This is a genomic window from Isoptericola sp. NPDC060185 (assembly GCF_042728595.1).
GTDB lineage: Bacteria > Actinomycetota > Actinomycetes > Actinomycetales > Cellulomonadaceae > Isoptericola.
Window position 1 is genome coordinate 95,498 of the sequence record NZ_JBHWYY010000001.1, and the last position, 20,851, is coordinate 116,348.

Annotated in this window: 16 protein-coding genes; 8 read left to right on the forward strand and 8 right to left on the reverse strand. The window is 74.3% G+C overall.

Annotated features, from left to right (window positions below; translation table 11 throughout):
* Positions 1 to 20 precede the first annotated feature (20 nt).
* Positions 21 to 872 carry a purine-nucleoside phosphorylase gene (locus ACFWDO_RS00475; RefSeq protein WP_380318332.1) on the reverse strand — a complete coding sequence of 284 codons (852 nt, stop codon included), beginning with the start codon at positions 870 to 872 and terminating at the stop codon, positions 21 to 23.
* A 134-nt stretch (positions 873 to 1,006) separates the two neighbouring features.
* On the opposite strand from ACFWDO_RS00475, the gene ACFWDO_RS00480 reads away from it, so the two are divergent.
* Positions 1,007 to 2,452: an NAD(P)H-quinone dehydrogenase gene (locus tag ACFWDO_RS00480; RefSeq protein ID WP_380318408.1), complete on the forward strand. Its 1,446-nt coding sequence runs from the start codon at positions 1,007 to 1,009 to the stop codon at positions 2,450 to 2,452.
* Between the two features lie 49 nt (positions 2,453 to 2,501).
* Here the strand turns inward: ACFWDO_RS00480 and ACFWDO_RS00485 are convergent, their stop codons facing one another.
* Positions 2,502 to 3,050 (reverse strand): NUDIX domain-containing protein, encoded by a 549-nt coding sequence (locus ACFWDO_RS00485; RefSeq protein WP_380318335.1) that lies wholly within the window; start codon positions 3,048 to 3,050, stop codon positions 2,502 to 2,504.
* A gap of 83 nt (positions 3,051 to 3,133) precedes the next feature.
* On the opposite strand from ACFWDO_RS00485, the gene ACFWDO_RS00490 reads away from it, so the two are divergent.
* Positions 3,134 to 4,501: an MFS transporter gene (locus tag ACFWDO_RS00490; RefSeq protein ID WP_380318338.1), complete on the forward strand. Its 1,368-nt coding sequence runs from the start codon at positions 3,134 to 3,136 to the stop codon at positions 4,499 to 4,501.
* 115 nt (positions 4,502 to 4,616) lie between these two features.
* Here the strand turns inward: ACFWDO_RS00490 and ACFWDO_RS00495 are convergent, their stop codons facing one another.
* Positions 4,617 to 6,446 (reverse strand): DUF222 domain-containing protein, encoded by a 1,830-nt coding sequence (locus tag ACFWDO_RS00495; protein ID WP_380318341.1) that lies wholly within the window; start codon positions 6,444 to 6,446, stop codon positions 4,617 to 4,619.
* 119 nt (positions 6,447 to 6,565) lie between these two features.
* Between ACFWDO_RS00495 and ACFWDO_RS00500 the strand changes: the two genes are divergently transcribed.
* Positions 6,566 to 7,180, forward strand: a complete 615-nt coding sequence (locus ACFWDO_RS00500; protein WP_380318344.1) for a GNAT family N-acetyltransferase — start codon at positions 6,566 to 6,568, stop codon at positions 7,178 to 7,180.
* A gap of 74 nt (positions 7,181 to 7,254) precedes the next feature.
* Positions 7,255 to 9,183 (forward strand): heavy metal translocating P-type ATPase, encoded by a 1,929-nt coding sequence (locus ACFWDO_RS00505; RefSeq protein ID WP_380318347.1) that lies wholly within the window; start codon positions 7,255 to 7,257, stop codon positions 9,181 to 9,183.
* Here ACFWDO_RS00505 and ACFWDO_RS00510 read toward each other — a convergent pair.
* The 5 genes from ACFWDO_RS00510 to ACFWDO_RS00530 form a co-directional block, all read right to left on the reverse strand.
* Positions 9,180 to 10,970 carry a biotin carboxylase N-terminal domain-containing protein gene (locus tag ACFWDO_RS00510; RefSeq protein ID WP_380318350.1) on the reverse strand — a complete coding sequence of 597 codons (1,791 nt, stop codon included), beginning with the start codon at positions 10,968 to 10,970 and terminating at the stop codon, positions 9,180 to 9,182. The genes ACFWDO_RS00505 and ACFWDO_RS00510 overlap by 4 nt on opposite strands.
* 193 nt (positions 10,971 to 11,163) lie before the next feature.
* A complete protein-coding gene (locus tag ACFWDO_RS00515; protein ID WP_380318353.1) occupies positions 11,164 to 11,811 on the reverse strand; it encodes a Maf family protein in 648 nt (215 codons plus the stop codon).
* Positions 11,812 to 11,837: 26 nt separating this feature from the next.
* Entirely contained in the window at positions 11,838 to 12,764 is a 927-nt protein-coding gene (locus tag ACFWDO_RS00520) for an AEC family transporter (protein ID WP_380318356.1), read from the reverse strand.
* A 39-nt stretch (positions 12,765 to 12,803) separates the two neighbouring features.
* Positions 12,804 to 14,540 (reverse strand): DUF885 domain-containing protein, encoded by a 1,737-nt coding sequence (locus ACFWDO_RS00525; protein WP_380318359.1) that lies wholly within the window; start codon positions 14,538 to 14,540, stop codon positions 12,804 to 12,806.
* Between the two features lie 9 nt (positions 14,541 to 14,549).
* Positions 14,550 to 15,608: a LacI family DNA-binding transcriptional regulator gene (locus tag ACFWDO_RS00530; RefSeq protein ID WP_380318362.1), complete on the reverse strand. Its 1,059-nt coding sequence runs from the start codon at positions 15,606 to 15,608 to the stop codon at positions 14,550 to 14,552.
* Between the two features lie 263 nt (positions 15,609 to 15,871).
* Between ACFWDO_RS00530 and ACFWDO_RS00535 the strand changes: the two genes are divergently transcribed.
* The 4 genes from ACFWDO_RS00535 to ACFWDO_RS00550 all read left to right on the forward strand — a co-directional run bounded on the left by ACFWDO_RS00535 (position 15,872) and on the right by ACFWDO_RS00550 (position 20,843).
* Positions 15,872 to 16,867 (forward strand): ABC transporter permease, encoded by a 996-nt coding sequence (locus ACFWDO_RS00535; protein WP_380318365.1) that lies wholly within the window; start codon positions 15,872 to 15,874, stop codon positions 16,865 to 16,867.
* The gene (locus ACFWDO_RS00540) at positions 16,864 to 17,832 is read left to right on the forward strand and encodes a carbohydrate ABC transporter permease (RefSeq protein WP_380318368.1); all 969 of its coding nucleotides are present in this window, start codon (positions 16,864 to 16,866) and stop codon (positions 17,830 to 17,832) included. The genes ACFWDO_RS00535 and ACFWDO_RS00540 overlap by 4 nt, the downstream gene beginning before the upstream one ends.
* A gap of 87 nt (positions 17,833 to 17,919) precedes the next feature.
* A complete protein-coding gene (locus tag ACFWDO_RS00545) occupies positions 17,920 to 19,569 on the forward strand; it encodes an extracellular solute-binding protein (protein WP_380346741.1) in 1,650 nt (549 codons plus the stop codon).
* Positions 19,570 to 19,649: 80 nt separating this feature from the next.
* Positions 19,650 to 20,843: a glycerate kinase gene (locus ACFWDO_RS00550; RefSeq protein WP_380318374.1), complete on the forward strand. Its 1,194-nt coding sequence runs from the start codon at positions 19,650 to 19,652 to the stop codon at positions 20,841 to 20,843.
* The last annotated feature ends 8 nt before the right edge of the window (positions 20,844 to 20,851 follow it).

The following is a 20,851-nucleotide window of genomic DNA, read 5'->3' on the forward strand; positions in this document are numbered from 1 at the left end:
GCGGGTCTCTTCGCGGGGCGTCACAGGGCCGTGACGATGCGGGCGAGCAGCTCGCTGATGCGCGGGCCGGCGGCCTGGCCGGCCTCCAGCACCTCCTCGTGCGACAACGGCTGCGGGCTGATGCCCGCGGCGAGGTTCGTCACGAGCGAGACGCCGAGCACCTCCAGGCCGGCGTGCCGCGCGGCGATGGCCTCCAGCGTCGTGGACATGCCGACGAGGTCGGCGCCCATCAGCCCGGCCATCTTCACCTCGGCCGGGGTCTCGTAGTGCGGGCCGTGGAACTGGGCGTACACGCCCTCGGGCAGCTCGGGGTCCACGGTGCGGGCGATCTCCCGCAGCCGCGGGGAGTACAGGTCGGTGAGGTCGACGAACGTCGCGCCCTCGAGCGGCGACGTGCCCGTGAGGTTGATGTGGTCGCGGATCAGCACCGGCTGGCCCGGCCGCCACGCCATGTGCAGGCCGCCGCACCCGTTGGTGAGGACGACCGTCTCGCAGCCGGCGGCGGCGGCCGTGCGCACGCCGTGCGCGACGCGGCGCACGCCCTTGCCCTCGTACAGGTGGGTGCGGCCGCCGATGACCAGCGCGTGGCGCACGGCGCCGTCGGGGCGCTCGACCCGCACGGAGCGGGTGGTGGCCGCGTGCCCGACGACGGCGGGGCGGGAGAAGCCCGGAATCTCGTGCGTCGGGATCTCGGCCACGACGTCGCCGAGCAGCTCGGCGGCGCCGCCCCAGCCGGAGCCGAGCACCAGCGCCACGTCGTGGCCGGGCACCCCCGTCACCTCGGCGATGTGGTCGGCCGCCGCGCGGGCGACGTCGAACGGGTCGGTGGTCGGGTCGTCGAGGTCCCCGACGCTGCGGCTCGTGGTGCTCATGGTCCCGAGGGTAGTCCGGGCGGGGTCCCCGCGCCGCGTCGGCGCGGGCCCCTCGGCGGCCTGACACAATGGCCCCCGTGCCCTCCGTGAACACCCCTTCCCCGGACACCGCCCCGGACACCCCGGCCTCCTCGATCGCCCCCACCCCCGGCATCCCCGAGACCGACCCCCGCGCCCCGCACGTCGTCGTGGTCGGCGGCGGCCCGGGCGGCTACGAGGCCGCCCTCGTGGCCCGCCGGCTCGGTGCCCGCGTCACCGTCGTCGAGCGCCAGGGCCTCGGCGGCGCCGCGGTCCTCACCGACGTGGTTCCGTCCAAGACCCTCATCGCGACCGCCGAGTGGTTCACCACCGCGGAGCAGGGCCCCGAGCTCGGCGTCCGTGGCGAGGCGCCCGCCGGCGAGCGGCGCGACCTCGTCGACCTCAAGGCCGTCAACGCCCGCGTGCTCGCGCTCGCCGACGCCCAGTCGCGGGACATCCACGCGCGCCTGGAGCGCGAGGGGGTCGACATCGTGGCCGGGACCGGTCGGCTCGACGGGCCGTCGCGCGTCGTGGTCGACGGCGCGGCGGGGGAGACGACGTCCCTCGACGCTGACACCGTGCTGCTCGCCGTGGGCGCCACGCCCCGCACGCTGCCGACCGCCGTCCCCGACGGCGAGCGGATCCTCACGTGGACGCAGCTGTACCGGCTCACCGAGCTGCCCGAGAAGCTGATCGTCGTGGGCTCGGGCGTCACCGGCGCGGAGTTCGCCGGCGCGTACCAGACGCTCGGCTCCCAGGTGGTGCTGGTCTCCTCGCGCGACCGCGTGCTGCCCGGCGAGGACATGGACGCCGCCGAGCTGCTCGAGGGCGTCTTCCGCTCCCGCGGCATGACCGTCATGTCCCGTTCGCGCGCCGCGTCCGCCGAGCGCACCGCCGACGGCGTCGCCGTCACCCTGTCCGACGGCCGCGTCGTGGAAGGCTCCCACGTCCTCATCGCCGTCGGCGCCGTGCCGTCGACCGGGGGCCTCGGCCTCGAGGAGGCCGGCGTGCGACTGTCCGCGAGCGGGCACGTCGAGGTGGACCGCGTCTCGCGCACCTCCGTGCCCGGCGTGTACGCCGCGGGCGACTGCACGGGCGTCCTGCCGCTGGCCTCCGTGGCCGCCATGCAGGGGCGCATCGCGATGTCGCACGCCCTGGGCGACGCGGTCGCGCCGCTCAAGCTCGGCCGCGTCGCCGCCAACATCTTCACCGGCCCGGAGATCGCGACCGTCGGCCTCAGCGAGCAGGCGCTGCGCGAGCGGGGGCACCGTTACGTCACCACCACGCTCCCGCTGGCGCGCAACCCGCGCGCCAAGATGCTCGGGATGCGCGACGGCTTCGTGAAGCTCTTCGCGCACCCCGACGCCGGGGTCGTGCTCGGCGGCGTCGTCGTGGCCCCCCGGGCCAGCGAGCTGATCTTCCCGATCACCCTCGCCGTCGCGCACCGGCTCACCGTCGACGACGTCGCGGACGCGTTCACCGTCTACCCGTCGCTGTCGGGCTCGATCGCGGAGGCCGCGCGCGTACTGCACGGCCAGTCCGGCCCGCAGGCCGTCGACTGAGCCCGCGACTCAGCGGCTGACGTCGCTCGTCACAGGCCTGGGCCGCGCGTCATCGGCCGAGACCGGCCGCGTCCAGCCGGGCGCGCAGCGTCGGCCAGGCCACGGCGAACGCGGGCAGCAGGGGGAGGGCCGCGACGTCGTCGACGGCCACCCACCGCACCTCGAGGCTCTCCGGGTCGGCGGCGGACGGCGCGACGTCGGCCCCGGGCACGACGTCCGCGAGGACGGTCGTGTAGGCCCACGGTCCGTGGTCGAGGACGTGCGTGCCCAGCACGTGCACGGCGCGGGGCGGCACGGCCGCCTCCTCGAGGCTCTCGCGCAGGGCGCCGTCGACGGGGGTCTCGTCCGGCGCCAGCGCGCCGCCGGGCACGCCCCAGGTGCCGCCCTGGTCCGACCACGGTGCGCGGTGCTGCAGCACGACGTCGGTGACAGGACCGGCGCCGGTCCCTTGGTCGGTCGCGCGGCCAGCGGTCGCGCGGCGGGCGAGCAGCAGCCCCGCGGCACCGTGCAGGCCCCAGTGCCGGTGGTCGCCGCAGGTCACCCAGCCGTCCCCGGGGTGCCGGTGGAGCGTCTCGCGCGGAGGGAATGGGCTGGGCACGCGGCCAGGCTACAGGCGACGATTGCCGGGTGAGCGACGCCGGCACCGATGACTTCAGCTCCCGCGGACCGTCATCTGCACCCATGGACGACGACCAGGTGACCACCGCGCCCGAGACCGCGCTCCCGGCCGTGCCCCTGACCGGGCCCGAGGGCGAGATGCCCGGCTGGAAGCGCAACGTCGCGATCTTCCTCACCGGCCAGACCGTCTCGCTGCTCGGGTCGATGCTCGTGCAGTTCGCCGTGATGTGGCACCTGACGATCGTCACCCGGTCGGGGTCGGTGCTGATGCTCAGCATCGTGTTCGGCATGCTGCCGCAGGCGTTCATGTCGATCTTCGGTGGCGTGTGGGCCGACCGGCACTCGCGCAAGCTGCTCATCATCGGCGCGGACAGCGCGATCGCGACCATCACGCTGGGTCTCGCGCTGCTCATGCTGTCCGGTGTCGACGACCTGTGGATCATCTACGTGGCGCTGGCGGTGCGCTCCACGTTCGCCGGCATCCAGACGCCCGCGGTGAACGCGATGGTGCCGCAGATCGTGCCGACCGCCCAGCTCATCCGCATCAACGGGATCAACCAGTCCATCCAGTCCGGGATGATGCTGCTCGCCCCGGTGCTGGCCGCCGCCATCTACGCGAGCTTCGACATCGTCGCGGTGTTCTTCGTGGACGTCGTCACCGCGTTGCTGGGCGTGGGGATGCTGCTGCTCGTGCGGGTGCCGCGGCTGGTGCGGCACGACGCCGCTGGGACCGCGGGCACGGAGGGCGGTGCCGGTGCCGCGGGGGAGCGGCCTACCTACTTCGGCGACCTGGTGGCCGGGGTGCGCTACATCCGCGGCCACGCGGCGGTGCGGTGGCTCATGACGATCTTCGCCACCACGATGGTGCTGATCGGCGCGCCGTCGTACCTCACGCCGCTCATGGTGACCCGCACCTTCGGCGACGAGGTCTGGAAGCTCACCACGAACGAGGTGTTCTGGGCGGCGGGCATGCTGGCCGGCGGGCTCGCGATGGCGCTGGTCGGCACTCGCGTCACGAACCGGGTGGCGCTGATCGTCGGCACCACCTTCGCGGCGGGCGTGTTCACGACGGGGCTCGGGCTCTCCACGAACATGTGGGTGTTCTTCGCGCTCGGGCTGCTGATCGGGGTGTCGTTCACTCTGATGTCGGCCCCGAGCATGGCCATCCTCCAGGAGACCGTCGCCCCTGAGATGCAAGGCCGCGTCTTCGGCTTCGTCGGCATCGTCATGACCGTCGCCATGCCGCTGAGCATGGTCGTCTTCGGCCCGCTCGCCGACCGGTACTCCGTGCAGGTGCTGCTCGTCGTCGCCGGAGCGCTGCTCGTCGCCTTCGTCCTCGCCGTCCTGTCCGTGCCGTCCGCGCGCCGGTCGCTCGCCGCCATCGCGCGCCCTGCGACCGCGGACGCCGACGAGGAGCCCGCCACCACCTGAGCCTGGGTCGACGCGCCCGTCACGCCTGACCGCGCCAGCCGCTCACGACGCGCCGCTCACGACGCCTCGCTCACGACGGGTGGCGTTGACAGGTAGGGGGTCCTGGGGGCGTGGCTCAGAACGGTGGGACCGCGGGTGAGACGTCCGGTGGGTCGTCGAAACCCGGGTCGGGGAGCGCGTGGTCGGGGACCTCGTGCCCGTGGGGCGCGTGTCGGTGTCGGGTGGTGTCGATGGGCTCGGGCGTGGTGGTGTGGCGGCGTCCGGTGGGGGAGGTCCATTCGAGGGTGCCGCCCCAGTCGGGTGGTTGACGGTGGGGGCCGGTGCCGGCCGCCGTGTTCACCTGTCTGACCTGCCATGTCGTTTGATGTTTCAGGACGTGGTGTCGGCGGCAGAGTGCGGCGAGGTTGGTGGCGTTGGTGGTGCCGCCGGTGGCCCAGGGGGTGGTGTGGTCGAGGTCGGACTGGGTGGCGGGGTGGGTGCAGCCGGGGAAGCGGCAGGTGGTGTCGCGGTGGCGGATGAGGTTCTTGAGGTCGGCGGGGGTGGTGTAGGTGGTGCGCCCTACGGACAGGACGGTGCCGGTCTCGGGGTGGGTCAGGATCCGCCGCAGTGAGGGGGCGAGGGCTGTCAGGGTGCGTGCGGTGTCGGGGTCGATGGGGATGTGCCCGTTCATCGTGGCCGGGGCGTCCGTGATGCCGAGCAGCGTCAGGACCGGGACCGTGACCGTGACCTGGGGGCGGATGGAGCGCGCCAGCGTCGCGATCGCCGACTGAGTGCATTTCAGGTCGGGCGCTTCGTCTGGGGGATCGGGGCTCGGGTCGTCGTGCGGACGGCCGTCGACTGGCCTTGTGTCATGGGTCGTCTCATGGGTCCCGCCCGGCGCGGTGGTGTGGTCGAGGGTGCCGTCGTCCAGCAGGAGCGCGGTGAGGGTGTCGGCGCGGGCTTGGGCGAGGGTGCGGCCGCCGCCCATGCCGTCTCCGCCGCCAGTGCCACCAGCGCGGCCGGCGCCGTTGCCAGCGTCGTTGTTGGTGGTGAGGTGGCGGGCGGTGCGGGTGAGGCGGTCGTAGGCGGCGTGGGCGAGGGGTGCGGGGAGGTGGGCGACGAGCCAGGACATGCCGTCGTGGTCGTCCTCGAGCCAGACCGTGCGCCGGAGGGCGGCCTCGTGGTGGCGGACGTCGAGCGGGGTGGGGTGGGCGGTCTCGCGGGCTCGGCGGGCGCGGCGGGCGACCTGGGTGGGCGTGCACGAGACCGTGCCGGCGGTGGTGCCGGGGGCGTCGTCGGGGTTGACCTCGGCTGTCATGACGGCGGCGAGGACGGTGTGCTCGACATGTGCGGCCTCGTCGGAGGTCAGGTCGGCGAGGTGTGTGGTGATGGCGGTGGCATGCGCCCAGGACAGTCGGCCGGCGCTGAGGGCGGTCAGGGTCGCGGGGGCCTTGCCGGTCAACGCCACGGCGTGGTCGACCAGCGTGCCGGTGGCGTGCTCGCCCAGGTGCAGGGTGGTGGCGATCTCGGTGGTGACGGCGCGGCGGGCGAGCTCGAGCCGCCGGGCGGAGGGTGCCCGGCGGGCGGTCGGGTCGGCGGGGTCGTCGTCGGCGAGGAGGTCGGACTCCAGGGCCTCGGCCAGGCCCGTTGCCTGTGCGAGGAGGACCGCGCGGTGGGCGTGCAGGGTAGCGATCTCGGCGTCGTTCTCGGCGAGCTCGTCGAGCACCCGGTCCAGGTCGGCCAACGAGGGCTGCTTCGAGGAGGCAGGGTGCTGCGGCTCAGTGCCGGGCCCGCCCCTGCCAGATCGTCCTTCTTCCTCGAGCAGCTCGCTGATCGACGGGGTCCACGACCGTGGCATCGCGGCGAGCCGCTCCGCCGCCGCGTTCAGGTCAGCCGGCCCGCTCGCGCGACCCGCAGGCGTGCCGGCGGAGGTGCCGGTCGCGGAGTCGGGGAGCGTCGTCGTCATCCCCCGAGCCTAGCGACGTTCGAACGCGTGTTCTGGAGCCTCCCGGCAATCTGTGGACAACGACGGCGGAGGGTCGGGCTGAGTCCGTGGCCAGGGTCTCCGTGGCTAGGGTGTTCGTCGTGTCTTTCGCCGCGTACGAACCCGACGGCGGGGGTGAGCGCGTCCCGCTCACGGTGCGCCCCGCGGTGGAGTCGGACGTCGAGGCCATGGCGGCCGTGGGGCTGCGCGCCAGCCGTGCGGTCCGTCCCGACGCGTACCGGCGGGCGGTCGGCGACCAGGACCGGTGCGTCCTCGTCGCCACGATCGCCCCCGACCTCGCCCCCGACCTCGCCCGCGACCTCGGCCTCGACGTCGAGCCTGGTCCGGGCGGTGGAGCCGTCGTGGGCTGGGGCCAGACGTCGCTCCGCACCGCGGTGACCGACCCGGCCCCCGCCGGACACTACCTGGGTGGCGTGACGGTCGACCCACGCCTGCGGCGGCGGGGCGTCGCGACGGCGCTCACGCAGGCACGGATCGACTGGGTGGCGGTTCGCGCGCCAGAGGTCTTCTTCGTGGTCAACTCCCGCAACCTCGCGTCGATCGCGCTGCACCGGCCCTGGCACTTCGTGGAGGTGGCCCGCGGCCCGCGGCTGGCCGGGGTGACGTTCGAGGGCGGCCTCGGGCTCCTCCTGCGCGCGCCGCTGGCCCGGCCCGACGGCGCCCCGCCTCCAGAAGGAGCACCCGCGGCGACGTGACGTGGCCACGGCGACGTGAGCAGGGGGACAGCCGTCGAGCCGCGCCCCGCCCACGACCGGGGCAGGATGGCGGGATGAGTCGTTGGCAGGAGCTCGCGCGGACGTACTGGGCCGTCGCGCTCACGGTCGTGGTCGGTCTGGTCGGGATCGGGCTGTGGCTCAGCGGCGCGGGGGCGGCGGTGTCGTGGCTGTTCGGCGTCTACGCGCTCGCGATCGCCGTCTGGCAGGCCGTGGGCATGGTCCGGCAGCTGCTGCGCGGGAACGTCGGCCTCGACGTCCTCGCCATCACCGCGATCGTGGCGACCGTGGCGGTGGGGGAGTACGTGGCGGCGCTCGTCGTCGTGCTCATGCTCACCGGCGGCGACGCGCTGGAGGACTACGCCAACCACCGCGCCAAGCGGGAGCTCGACGCACTGCTGTCGCGCGCGCCGCAGCGCGCGCACCGCATGGAGGGCGACGACATCACCGACGTCCCCGTGGGCGACGTGCGGGTGGGCGACGAGCTCCTCGTGCGCCCGAGCGAGCTGGTCCCGGTCGACGCGATCCTCGTGAGCGGGTCGACGTCGATGGACGAGTCGTCCCTCACCGGGGAGAGCCTGCCCGTCGAGAAGCACCCGGGCGACGAGCTGCTGAGCGGGTCGGTGAACGGCCCGGTGGCGGTGACGGTCCGCGCCGCCTCGGCCGCCGCGGACAGCCAGTACCAGCGCATCGTCGCGCTCGTGTCGGAGGCGAGCGCCAGCCGGGCGCCGGTGGTGCGCCTCGCGGACCGGTACGCGGTGCCCTTTACGGCGTTCTCGCTGGCGCTCGGCGCGGTGGCGTGGGCGCTCTCGGGCGAGGCGGTGCGGTTCGCCGAGGTGCTGGTGCTCGCCACCCCGTGCCCGCTGCTCATCGCGGCGCCGGTCGCGTTCCTGGGCGGCATGAGCCGTGCGTCGCGCAACGGCGTCATCGTCAAGGGCGGGGGCGTGCTCGAGCAGCTCGGACGCGTCCGGACCGCCGTCTTCGACAAGACGGGCACGCTCACGCGGGGCACGCCCGAGGTGGACGAGGTGCGCCCGGAGGCCGGGTTCGACGAGGACGAGCTGCTCGGCCTCGTCGCGTCGGCAGAGCAGTACTCCTCGCACGTGCTCGCGGGCGCGATGATCCGGGCGGCGCAGGAGCGCGGGCTGGAGCTCGGCGAGGCCGGCGACGCGCGGGAGGAGGCCACCAACGGCGTCGTGGCGACGATCGGGGAGCGGCAGGTGGCGGTCGGCAAGCTCGCCTTCGTGCGCGGGCTCGCCCCCGAGGCGACGGCCGCGTCGCTCGCCCCGAGCCAGCTTGCCGTCTACGTCGCCGTCGACGGGCGGTTCGCGGGCACGGTGCTCGCCCGGGACGAGGTGCGTCGCGAGGCCGCGGCCACGCTCGCGGCCCTGCACGGGCTGGGGGTGCGCGAGGTGCGGATGCTCACGGGCGACGCGGCCTCGACGGCGCGGCACGTCGCCGCGGAGCTGGGCATCGACCGGGTGCGGGCGGAGTGTCTCCCGGCCGACAAGGTGCAGGAGGTGCAGGACATCGCCGAGCGCCCGGTCATGATGGTCGGCGACGGCGTGAACGACGCCCCGGTGCTGGCGGCGGCGGACGTCGGCGTCGCCCTGGGGGCGAAGGGGACGACGGCGGCGAGCGAGTCGGCGGACGTCGTCGTCCTCGTCGACGACCTGTCCCGGGTCGCGAAGGCCGTGCGGATCGGGCACGACACGGTCCGCATCGCCCTCCAGTCGATCTGGATCGGGATCGCCGTGAGCGTCGGGCTCATGTCGGTGGCGGCGTTCGGCGTCATCCCGGCGACCGTGGGTGCGCTGCTCCAGGAGGTCGTGGACCTCGTGGCGATCCTGGCGGCGCTGCGCGCGATCGGCGGCCGGGCCGACGCGCGCGACGTCGCGGCGTCGACGCCGGGCCGCGAGCCCGTCGTGCCGGGCCGCGCGTCGGCGGGCGCCGGGCCCGGCACCGATGGCCGACGGTCCGGCTAGTCGACGATCTCGCAGATCGCGGCGCCGGCGGTCACGGTCGCGCCGGCGGCGGCGGACAGGGACCGCACGGTGCCGGCCTTGTGCGCGAGCAGCGGCTGCTCCATCTTCATGGCCTCGAGGACGACGACGAGGTCGCCCTCGGCCACCTGGGCGCCGTCCTCGACGGCGACCTTGACGATGGTGCCCTGCATGGGGGAGGCGAGGGTCGCGCCGCTCGCAGCGGCGGACGCGCGGGAGCCGTTGCGGCGGGCGGGACGGCGGGCGGCGTTCGCGCGTCGCGCGCGGCCCGCGGCGACGCCGAGGCCGGCGGGCAGCACGACCTCGAGCCGGCGGCCGCCCACCTCGACGACGACGCGCTCGGCGAGCTGCTCGTCGGCCGCGTCGTCGGCGTCGGGGACCGACGCCGGCGCGGGGGCCAGGCTGCCGAGCTCGTCCGCGAAGTCGGTCTCGATCCAGCGCGTGTGCACGCGGAAGGGCGAGCCGTCGCTCGGGACGAAGTCCTCGGCGTCCATCACGGCGCGGTGGAACGGCACGACGGTGGGGATCCCCGCCACCTCGAGCTCGCGCAGCGCGCGGCGGGCGCGCTGCGCCGCCTGCTCGCGGGTGGCGCCGGTGACGATGAGCTTGGCGATCATCGAGTCGAACGCGCCGGAGATCGTGTCGCCCTCGACGACGCCGGTGTCGACGCGCACGCCGGGGCCGCTGGGCCAGCGCAGCGTGCTGACGGTGCCGGGCGACGGCAGGAAGCCTGCGGCCGGGTCCTCGCCGTTGATGCGGAACTCGAAGGAGTGGCCGCGCGGGGAGGTGCTGTCGTACCCGAGGGGCTCGCCGGCGGCGATGCGCAGCTGCTCGCGCACGAGGTCGATGCCGGTGATCTCCTCGGTGACCGGGTGCTCCACCTGGAGACGGGTGTTGACCTCGAGGAAGGACAGGGTGCCGTCCGTGCCGACGAGGAACTCGCAGGTGCCGGCGCCGACGTAGCCCGCCTCGGCGAGGATGGCCCGCGACGCCCGGTCGAGCTCGGCCTCCTGCTCCGGGGTGAGGAACGGCGCGGGCGCCTCCTCGACGAGCTTCTGGTGGCGCCGCTGCAGCGAGCAGTCGCGGGTGGAGACCACCACGACGTTGCCGTGCGTGTCGGCCAGGCACTGCGTCTCCACGTGCCGGGGGCGGTCGAGGTAGCGCTCCACGAAGCACTCGCCGCGCCCGAACGCCGCGACGGCCTCGCGCACCGCGGACTCATACAGCTCGTCGATCTCGTCGGCGCTGCGGGCCACCTTGAGGCCGCGGCCGCCGCCGCCGAACGCCGCCTTGATCGCGATCGGCAGGCCGTGCTCGGCGGCGAAGGCGTGCACCTCGTCCGCGCCGTTCACGGGGTCGGGGGTGCCCGGGACCAGCGGCGCGCCGGCGGCCTGCGCGATGTGCCGCGCGCTCACCTTGTCGCCGAGGGACTCGATCGCCGCGGGCGGCGGGCCGATCCACACCAGGCCGGCGTCGAGGACCGCCTGCGCGAACTGCGCGTTCTCCGACAGGAAGCCGTAGCCAGGGTGCACCGCGTCCGCGCCGGAGCGGCGCGCGACGTCGAGCAGCTTGTCGACGTCGAGGTACGTGTCGGCGGCGCGCTGGCCCTGCAGCGCGAACGCCTCGTCCGCGAGCCGCACGTGCAGCGCGTCCCGGTCGGAGTCGGCGTAGACGGCGACGGAGGCGATACCGGCGTCGGTGCAGGCACGGGCGATGCGGACGGCGATCTCGCCGCGGTTCGCGACGAGGACCTTGCTGATGGTGGGCACGGCTCACGGTAACGCGTGCTCCGCCGTCCTCCGGCACCCGCGGGGCGCCCGCGCAGAAGTCTGTGCCGGGTACCAACGGCGATCCGGGCCGTTTGGAGGGATCCCACATGGACTCGGCGGGAAGCGGGCGGGTCATCCGCCCCGCGTTGGTGGTTTCGGCAGGCCCGACGGACCCCGCGCGCTGTGCGGGCGGTCAGCCGCGCAGGTCGCGCCAGGCGACGTCGAGCTCGCCGAGCAGCTCGCGCAGCAGGGGCAGGCTGAGGCCGACGACGCCGTGGTGGTCGCCCTCGACGCGCTCGATGTACGGACCGCCGAGCCCGTCGATGGTGAACGCGCCCGCGACGTGCAACGGCTCGCCGGTGGCGACGTAGGCGTCGATCTCCTCGTCGTCCAGGTCGGCGAAGTGCACGGTGGTGGCCGACGACGCCCCCAGCGTGGCGCCGGTGCCGCCGTCCTCGTCGTCGCGGGCGTCCACGACCCAGTGGCCGGTGTGCAGCACGCCGGACCGGCCGCGCATGGCGCGCCAGCGGCGGCGCGCCTCGTCGGCGTCGGCCGGTTTGCCCACGATCTCGCCGTCGAGCTCGAGCATCGAGTCGCAGCCCAGCACGAGGGCCGACACCTCGTCCTCCACCTGACGGCCGACGGCCTCCGCCTTGGCCTGCGCGAGGACGAGGACCGCGTCCGCGGGCTCCAGGTCCTGGCCGAAGCCCGCGCGGGCCGCGGCGAGCACCGCGGGCTCGTCGACGTCGGACACGACGACCTCCGGCGTGACCCCGGCCGACGCCAGGGTGGCGAGGCGGGCGGGGGAGCGGGAGGCGAGGACGAGGCTCACGAGAGGCACGGACGCACGATACCCACTGGGCGGGCTCAGCCGGTGTGTAGCAGCAGGCTCGACACGAGCAGCACGACCGGCGACGCGAGCGTCGTCACGAGGATCGTGTCGCGCGCGAGCATCTCCCCGGTACGGAACCGCGCCGCGTAGTTGTACACGTTCTGCGCGACGGGCAGCGCGGCGAGCGTGACGGCGGTGGCGACCTGCGCGTCGTCGAGCCCGACCACGTACCGGGCCAGCACGAACGCGAGGGCCGGCATGGCGACCGCCTTGAGCGCGGAGGCCACCACCACCGCCGACCGGCCACCGGGCTGCTGGAACGGCCGGGACCCGTGCAGCGACATCCCGAACGCCAGCAGGATCATCGGGACGGCGGCGCCGCCCAGGATCTCCAGCGGCGCGAGGACGGGCGCCGGCACGCTCCACCCGGTCAACGACACGACGGCGCCCGCCAGCGAGCCGAGGATGATCGGGTTGCGCACCGGCTGGCTCAGCACGAACCGCACCGACACCCGCCCGCTCGTCTGCGCGTCGAGGACGAGCAGCGTCACGGGCGCCAGGACCAGCAGCTGCAGCAGGATCACCGGCACGACGGCGGCCGGGTCGCCCAGCACGTACACCGCCACCGGCAGTCCGATGTTGTTGGCATTGACGTACCCGGCCGAGACGGCGCCGATCGTCGCCTCCGCGGCCGGCCGCCGCAGCCAGAGCACGTTGAGGACGACGAACACCCCGGCCACCGTCACCGCCGCCGCGGCCTGCTCCAGCAGGGGCGCCTGGAACAGCTCGCCGACGTCCGCGCGGGCGATGACGGTGAACAGCAGTGCCGGGCTCGCGACGAAGAACCCGATCCGGTTCAGCGCGGTCCCGGCGTCGGGCCCGCCGAGGCGCAGCCGCGCCGCGACGTACCCGACGGCGATGACCACGCCGATGATCGCGAAGCCGGTGAGGATGCCTTCCATGTCAGCCGAGGAGCGGGACGGGGTGCGGGGCCGGGGAGCTCAGGCGCGGGGGTCGCGCAGCGCGCCCGTGAGGACGTCGAGCCCGACCGAGCCGAGGCTCAGCGCGCGGGCGTGGAACGCGCGCAGGTCGAACTCCTCGCCGCGCGCCTGCGCCGCCGAGCGAGCGTCGTCGCGCGTCTGCTCCCACAGCCGCTGGCCCACCTTGTACGACGGCGCCTGGCCCGGCCAGCCGAGGTAGCGGTTGAGCTCGAAGCGCACGAACGACTCGGGCATGTTGACGTTCGCCTTGAGGAACGGCCACGCCTTGTCCGCGTCCCACACGCCCCCGCCCCACCGCTCGGGGGCCCGCTTGCCGAGGTGGACGCCGATGTCGAGCACGACGCGGGCGGCGCGCATCCGCTGCGCGTCGAGCATCCCGAACCGGTCGCCGGGGTCGTCGAGGTGGCCGAGGTCGGCCATGAGGCGCTCGGCGTACAGGGCCCAGCCCTCGCCGTGCCCGGAGACCCAGCACATGAGGCGGCGCCACGAGTTGAGGGTGTCGCGGGCGACGACCGCGGCCGCGCACTGCAGGTGGTGGCCCGGCACGCCCTCGTGGTAGACGGTCGTCTTCTCGCGCCAGGTGTTGAACTCCGTGACGTCGGCGGGCACCGACCACCACATGCGGCCCGGGCGGGAGAAGTCGTCGCTCGGCGGCGTGTAATAGATCCCGCCCGTCTGGGTGGGGGCGATGCGGCACTCGATGGTGCGCACCGGGCCCTCGATGTCGAAGTGCGTGCCGGCGAGGTCCTCGATGGCCGCGTCGGCGGTCTCCTGCATCCAGCGGCGCAGCGCGTCGGTGCCGTGCAGGGTGCGGGCCGGGTCGGCGTCCAGCGCCGCGACGGCGTCCTCGACGCTCGCGCCCGCCCCCGCGATCTCGCGGGCCACGGACTCCTGCTCGGCCACGATCCGCGCCAGCTCGTCCAGGCCCCACTCGTACGTCTCGTCCAGGTCGACCTCGGCGCCGAGGAACTCGCGCGAGAAGCGCGCGTACCGCTCGCGGCCCACGGCGTCCGCCGCGGGCGCCTGCGGCGCGAGGTCGCCCTCGAGGAATTCGGCCAGGCGGGCGTAGGCCGCGCGGGCCGCGGCGGCCCCCCGCTCCAGCTCCGCGCGCACCAGGCTGCACGCGCTGGACTCGTCCAGGACGGCGGCGGCGTCGTCGCCGCGCACCAGCCCGAGGAAGAACGAGTCCTCGCCGGCCAGCTCGCGCGACTGGGACACCCCCTCGCGCACCTGGCGGATCGCGGCGACCTGCCCGCGGCGAGCAGCCTCGGTGAGCGAGGCGACGTAGCCGTCGATCGCGTCCGGGACGGCATTGAGCCGGGCGGCGACGTTCTCCCACGCCTCGACCGAGCCCGTGGGCATGAGGTCGAAGACGTCGCGCAGCTGCTGCACCGGCGACTCGATGTTGTTGAGGCTGGCCAGCGGCTCGCCGGCGTCGTGCAGCTCGAGCTGCAGCCCCACGCGCTCGCGCATCGCGGCGAGGGTTACCCGATCGACGTCGTCGAGCGGGCCGCCGTCGCGCTCCGCCGCGTCGAGGTCGCGCAGCACCGCGCGGTCGCTCTCGGCGCGCGCCTCGTGGCCGGCGGGGGACAGGTCGGTCATCCGGTGGTCGTGGCCGGAGAGCCCGATCGACGTCGCGAGCAGCGGGTCGAGCTCGGCGGACCGGGCGACGTACGCGTCGGCGACGGCGTCGATCGCGGAGGGCGTGCGGGGCGTGGTGGGGGTGGTCGAGGTCACGGTCGCAGCCTAGGGCGTGGCGGTGCCCGGATCCCGTCCATTCCCCGGTCCGCCCTGCACGGGGCCGGTCGACCCCCGCCAGATGATGGTGTTGAGCGGTTCGCCGGGCGGCTCCGGCGCCGGCTGCCCGCGCAGGGTCGCGACCATGCGGGCCATCGCCGCGCGGCCCAGCCGGTGGTGATCGACCTGGACGGTCGTGAGGGTGGGCTCGAGGTAGGCCCCCAGCTGCTGGTTGTCCCAGCCGGTGACGCTCAGGTCCCCGGGGATCGACCAGCCTCGCTCGTGGGCCCCCTGCACGACGCCGCCCGCGACGGTGTCCGACGCCGCGACGACGGCGGTGGGGTGGTCCTCGGCGGACATCGCGAGCACCGCGGCGCGCCCGGACGCGGCCGACCAGTCGCCCTCGTGCACCAGCGCCGGCCCGAGGCCGAGCCGCTCCACGGTCGCGACGAAGACGTCGCGACGTCCTCGGGCGGACGCGAAGTCGAGCGCGCCGGTCACGTGCAGGAAGCGGCGGTGGCCGAGCTCCGCGAGGTGCTCGACGAGCTCGGCGACGGGCGAGCCGTCGGCGAGCTCGCCGACGCCGCGGAAGCTCTCGTCGTAGTCGGCGGAGGCGACGATGGCGGCGCGCGCGGGGACCTCGTGCTCGGACGCCGGCGGGAGCGGGGCGAGGGCGAGGACCCCCTCGACCTGGCCCGAGTCCGCGAGCTCCAGCACGCGGTCGAACCGGTCCGCGGCGGAGCCCTCCACGGTCAGCGCCTCGATCGTGTAGCCGTGCTCGTGGGCGACCTCCATGACCCCGCCGAGGATCTGGGGCGGCCCGTAGGTCGCGACGGCCGGCAGCAGGACGGCGACCCGGCCGCTGCGTCGCGTGCGCATCGACCGGGCGGTGAGGTTGGGGCGGTAGTCGAGCTCCGCGACCGCGCTGGCGACGCGCTCGACCGTCTCCGGGCGCATGCGCGGGTCGTCCCGCAGAAAGCGGGAGACCGTCTGGTGGGACACCCCGGCCACCTTGGCGACCTCCCAGATCGTCGCCCGCCGCTCACGTCCCGCCCGCTGCTCCGTCATGTGTCGTCCCTGCTGGTCAACGCGCCCGCCGAGGTGGGGCGCCCGGTCATTCTGGCACGCCCCCGACGACGCGGCCGCGGGGAGGAGACGCGAGGAGATGGTTGCGGTGTGATCGATCACCTTCTACGGTGACGCCCTGGAAGTGATCGATCACTTTCGCACCGGTGCGCCCCGCGGACGTCGAGGTCCCGATGCCGCCCGCTCGACGACGAGAGGACCGACCTCATGGCATCACCCCCACCCCTGCGGACCGAGGGGGACGGATGACGGCGCTCGACGAGGCCGGCACCCGGCACCGGCCGGAGACCGCCGGCGAGCTCGACGTGGACCCCGGCGCCCCGCGCCCGCCGCTGCCGTGGTGGCGCCGCATGGTCCGGGACCGGGCGGTGCTGCTCCTGGCGCTGCCGGCGATGCTCGTGGTCATCGTGTTCCAGTACCTGGCGCTGGGCGGCAACGTCATCGCGTTCCAGGACTACCAGCCGTACCTCGGCATCGGGCGCAGCCTGTGGGTGGGCTTCGAGAACTTCTCGATCCTGTTCTCCGGGGACCCGGAGTTCCTCAGCGCCCTCCGCAACACGCTGATCATCACGCTGCTGCAGACGGTGCTCGTCTTCCCGGCGCCGATCATCCTCGCGCTGCTGCTGCACAGCCTGGTCTCGAACCGGGTGCGCCAGTGGGTCCAGTCGGTGCTCTACCTGCCGCACTTCCTGTCCTGGGTGATCGTGGTCGCGGTCTTCCAGCAGGTGCTGGGTGGGGCCGGGCTGATCAACAACTTCCTGCGCGCCCACGGGTGGCAGCCGATCGACGTCATCGGCAACTCGGACGCCTTCTACGGGCTCATCACGTCGCAGGTGATCTGGAAGGACACCGGCTGGGCGACGATCCTCTTCCTCGCCGTGCTCGCCGGGATCGACAAGTCGCTCTACGAGGCCTCCGCCGTCGACGGCGCCACCCGGTGGCGGCAGACCTGGCACATCACCCTGCCGGGGATGCGCCCGATCATCATCATGCTGCTCATCCTCAAGCTCGGGGACTCCCTGAGCGTCGGCTTCGAGCAGCTCATCCTCCAGCAGGACGCCGTCGGGCTCGGCGTCTCCCAGGTGCTGGACACCTACGTCTACAACCAGGGCGTCGTCGGCGGGTACTGGGGCGTGGCGGCCGCCGTCGGCCTGGTCAAGGGCGTGATCGGCCTCGTGCTGGTGCTCGTCGCGAACAAGGTCGCCCACGCGTTCGGCGAGGAAGGGGTCTACCGAGCATGACCATCACCCGAGAGCCGGCCGGCCCCACGGCCGTCGGCCCCGCAGCCCCGCGCACCCCGACCGGCAGGCGCCGCCGCCGCGCGGTCGTCGACGGCGTCGCCATGCCCGGCCCCGTCGAGCGCACCGCCAAGGGCGTCATCCTGACCGTCGCGTGCGCCCTGGTGATCCTGCCGTTCGTGGGGATCGTCTCCACCAGCCTCGCCACCCCCGAGCAGGTCACCGAGGCCGGCGGCTTCGTCCTCCTGCCGACGGGCATCGACCTCGGCGCCTACCGGATGATCTTCGCCGGCGGCGTCGTCACGCAGGCCCTGTGGGTCAGCGTGCTGGTCACCGTCGTGGGGACCGCGATCAGCCTGGCCCTCACGACCACGCTCGGCTGGGCGCTGAGCCGCCGCGGCGCGTTCGGCGTGCGCACGATGCTGCTGCTGGTGCTGGTCAGCCTCCTGTTCAGCCCGGGCATGATCCCCAGCTACCTGGTGGTGCAGCGGCTCGGGCTGCTCGACAGCCTCTGGGCGCTGGTCATCCCGACGTCGGTCTCGGCCTTCAACGTGGTCGTCGTCCGTGCGTTCTTCGTGCAGCTGCCGCACGAGATCATCGACAGCGCCCGCATCGACGGGGCCACCGAGTGGCAGCTCTTCCGCCGCATCGGCCTCCCGCTGTCCAAGCCGGTGCTCGCGGTCGTGGGCCTGTTCTACGGCGTCGGCTACTGGAACGCGTTCTTCAGCGCCCTGCTCTACCTCTCCGACTCGAGCAAGTGGCCGCTGCAGCTCGTGCTGCGCACCTACGTGGTCGACGGGACGCAGCTCGGCTCCCAGGACCTGGGGATCGACGCCTCGTCCCTCCCGCCGCAGACCTCCTTGCAGATGGCGATCCTCGTGGTCTCCGTCGTGCCCGTGCTCCTGGTCTACCCGTTCCTGCAACGGCACTTCGCCAAGGGGATGCTCACCGGCGCGATCAAGGGCTGACCCGGCCCGCCGCGCGCCGGCACCCCGCACCACCCCCACCCACCACCCCCACCCATCACGTCCGACCTCACTCGACGAGGAGCTGTCATGTCAGACATCCGAACCTTCGGCCGCGAGCCGTCCCGGCGCAACGTGCTGCTCGGCGGCCTGGGGGTGGGCGCCTTCGCCCTCCTCTCCGCCGCCGGCTGCAGCAACGAGGGCCGCGGCGGCGTGGGCGCCGTCTCCGCCGCCCAGAACTCGTCCGTCCTGCCGAAGTACATCCCGTACACCGGCGTGCCCATGGACATCAAGGGCACGGACGGCGTCCCCGACACGATGCTGAAGTACCCGGCCAGCCCGAAGAAGGCGACCAGCGGCCAGCCGGGCGACGGCGAGGACGTCGGCGTCTTCGTGATGACGAACACGCCCGCCCCGCCCGCGCTCGAGAAGAACGCGTACTGGCAGGAGATGAACGAGCGGCTCGGGTTCGGCCTGTCGGTCGCCCTCACGCCGAGCGGCGACTACTCCGACCGTTTCCAGACGACGGTCGCCGGAGACCGGCTCCCCGACATCTTCGCGATGTTCTCGGGCGACATCCCCGGCCTGCCCAGCCTCCTCGAGGAGCGCGCCGTCGACCTCACCGAGCACCTCTCCGGGGACGCGGTGGCGAAGTACCCGTTCCTGGCGAACATCCCCACCGAGAGCTGGCAGTCGTGCGTCTTCAACGGGAAGGTCTTCGCCGTCCCGGTGCCGCGCGGCCCGGCGCAGTCCGGCGTCATGTACGCGCGGCAGGACTTCTTCGAGTCCCAGGGCATCGACCCCCAGGTGAAGTCCTTCGAGGAGTTCTACGACCTGTGCAAGGAGCTGTCCGGCGGGAACACCTGGGCGCTCGGCCGGGTGCCGCTGGGGTTCATCCGCCAGATGTACGAGATCCCCAACGGCTGGTCGGAGGACGGCGGCACCCTCACCAGCGCGAACCTGCACGAGCGGCAGGAGGACGCCCTCGAGGCCGCGCGGCGCCTCGTGGCCGACGGCTTCGTGCACCCCGACGGCGTGACCGCGGCGCAGCCGCAGCGCAAGACCTGGCTCGTGAACGGCACCATCCGGTTCCTCGACGACACGTTCAGCGCCTGGCCGGACTTCTCCAACTACCCGCTCGGGGAGGGCTTCCGGCTCGCGGTCGTGCCGCCGCCGCGCGCCGAGGGCGGCGGCACCGCGGGCATCCACCTGGGCCCGGCCGTGCAGAACATCACGTCGATCAGCGCGAAGTCGGCCGACCGCGTCGAGGCCCTGCTCGACGTGATCAACTACCTCGCCGCGCCGTTCGGCACCGAGGAGCACCTGTTCAAGACGTACGGCATCGAGGGCGTGCACTACGAGCTCGACGGCACCGACCCCGTGCCCACCGAGAAGGGCCGCACCGAGGTGCAGCTCGGGCTCAAGTACGTCGTCGAGGGGCCGTGGGTCAACTTCCAGGCCGGCGACCCGAGCGTGGCGCAGGCCGAGCACGACGCGCAGACCGCCGTCGTCCCGACGGCGGTGAAGAACCCGACGTCCGGGCTGTTCAGCGAGACGGCCAGCCGCAAGGGCGGCCAGATCGGCGGGACGCTCGCCGCCGTGGAGACCGACATCCTCGCCGGGCGCAAGAAGGTCGCCGCCTGGCGGCCCGCCGCCGAGGCCTGGGCCAGGTCGGGCGGCGACAAGATCCGCGACGAGTACCAGGTGGCGCTCGCGGACCGGAAGAAGTCGCAGGGCTGACGGGATCGGCCCTCGGGGGGCGTGGGTGGTCGCGAGACGCCCGCGTCCCCCGTCGGTCCGAGCGGCTAGCCTCGTGCCTCGTGCACGAGGACGTGAAGAACACCCCCCACCCGCCGGCCGGACCGCTCCGTGTGGTGGTGGCCCCCGACTCGTTCAAGGGCAGCGCCACCGCGACGCAGGTCGCGCAGGCGCTCGCCGCGGGGGCCCGCGCCGCGCTGGGCGACGACGCGCGGGTGCGCGCGGTCCCGTTCGCGGACGGCGGGGAGGGGACGCTCGACGCGATCCTCGGGGCGTGGGGCGCCGACCCGCGTTCCTGCGCCACGACCGACGCGCTGGGCCGCCCGACGACGGCCCGCTACGGCGTCTCGCCCGACGGCCGCACGCTCGCCGTCGAGGCGGCCGAGGCCTACGGGCTGCCGAAGGTCGCGGACGTGCCGCTGCGCGCGCTCGACGCGACGAGCGGGGGTGTCGGCACGGTGGTCCTGGCCGCGCTCGGCGCCGCCCCGGAGGCCGAGGAAGTCGTGCTGTTCGTGGGTGGTTCGGCCTCGACCGACGGCGGGGCGGGGCTCCTGACCGACCTCGGCGCCCGCTTCCTCGACGCCGAGGGCGTCCCGGTGGCGCCGGGCGGTGGCGGCCTGCGCGCGCTGGACCGCGTCGACCTGTCCGGCGTCGACCCGCGCGCCCGGGCGCTGCGTTGGCGCATCGCGTGCGACGTGGACAACCCGCTGCTCGGCCCGCGGGGCGCGGCCGCCGTCTTCGGCCCGCAGAAGGGTGCGACGCCGGACGACGTGGCCGCGCTCGAGGAGGGGCTCGCGCACCTGGCCGGCGCGCTCGCCGCGGCCACCGGCCACGATGCGCGCGACCTGCCGGGCGCGGGCGCGTCCGGCGGGTTGCCGGTGGGGCTGTCCGCCGCGCTGGGCGCCGAGCTCGTGCCCGGCGGCGAGCTGGTCGCCGACGCCGTCGGCCTCGCCGAGGCGCTGGAGGGAGCCGACCTCGTCCTCACCGGAGAGGGGCGTCTCGACGAGCAGTCGCTGCACGGCAAGGTCGTCGACACGGTGGTGCGGCTGGTCGCCGGGCGCGCCGCCGTCGTCGTGGTCGCCGGCGGCGTCGAGCTCACGCCGGCGCAGGTCGCGGACGCCGGCATCGCGGCCGCGTTCTCCCTGGCACCCGGGCCCCGCACCCTCGCCGAGCTGTCGCGGGACGCCGTCGTGGAGCTGGAGCGCACGGCCGCGCACGCGTGCCGGCTGTTCGCCGCGGGCCGCGCGGCCCGCTGACGGGCCCA

Bases quoted from the DNA above. Each gene is read 5' to 3' on its own strand.
- ACFWDO_RS00535 (WP_380318365.1), top strand. From the start codon at position 15,872: ATGACGGCGCTCGACGAGGCCGGCACCCGGCACCGGCCGGAGACCGCC.
- ACFWDO_RS00530 (WP_380318362.1), bottom strand. From the start codon at position 15,608: ATGACGGAGCAGCGGGCGGGACGTGAGCGGCGGGCGACGATCTGGGAG.
- ACFWDO_RS00505 (WP_380318347.1), top strand. From the start codon at position 7,255: ATGAGTCGTTGGCAGGAGCTCGCGCGGACGTACTGGGCCGTCGCGCTC.
- ACFWDO_RS00520 (WP_380318356.1), bottom strand. From the start codon at position 12,764: ATGGAAGGCATCCTCACCGGCTTCGCGATCATCGGCGTGGTCATCGCC.
- ACFWDO_RS00540 (WP_380318368.1), top strand. From the start codon at position 16,864: ATGACCATCACCCGAGAGCCGGCCGGCCCCACGGCCGTCGGCCCCGCA.
- ACFWDO_RS00475 (WP_380318332.1), bottom strand. From the start codon at position 872: ATGAGCACCACGAGCCGCAGCGTCGGGGACCTCGACGACCCGACCACC.
- ACFWDO_RS00495 (WP_380318341.1), bottom strand. From the start codon at position 6,446: ATGACGACGACGCTCCCCGACTCCGCGACCGGCACCTCCGCCGGCACG.
- ACFWDO_RS00545 (WP_380346741.1), top strand. From the start codon at position 17,920: ATGTCAGACATCCGAACCTTCGGCCGCGAGCCGTCCCGGCGCAACGTG.
- ACFWDO_RS00490 (WP_380318338.1), top strand. From the start codon at position 3,134: ATGGACGACGACCAGGTGACCACCGCGCCCGAGACCGCGCTCCCGGCC.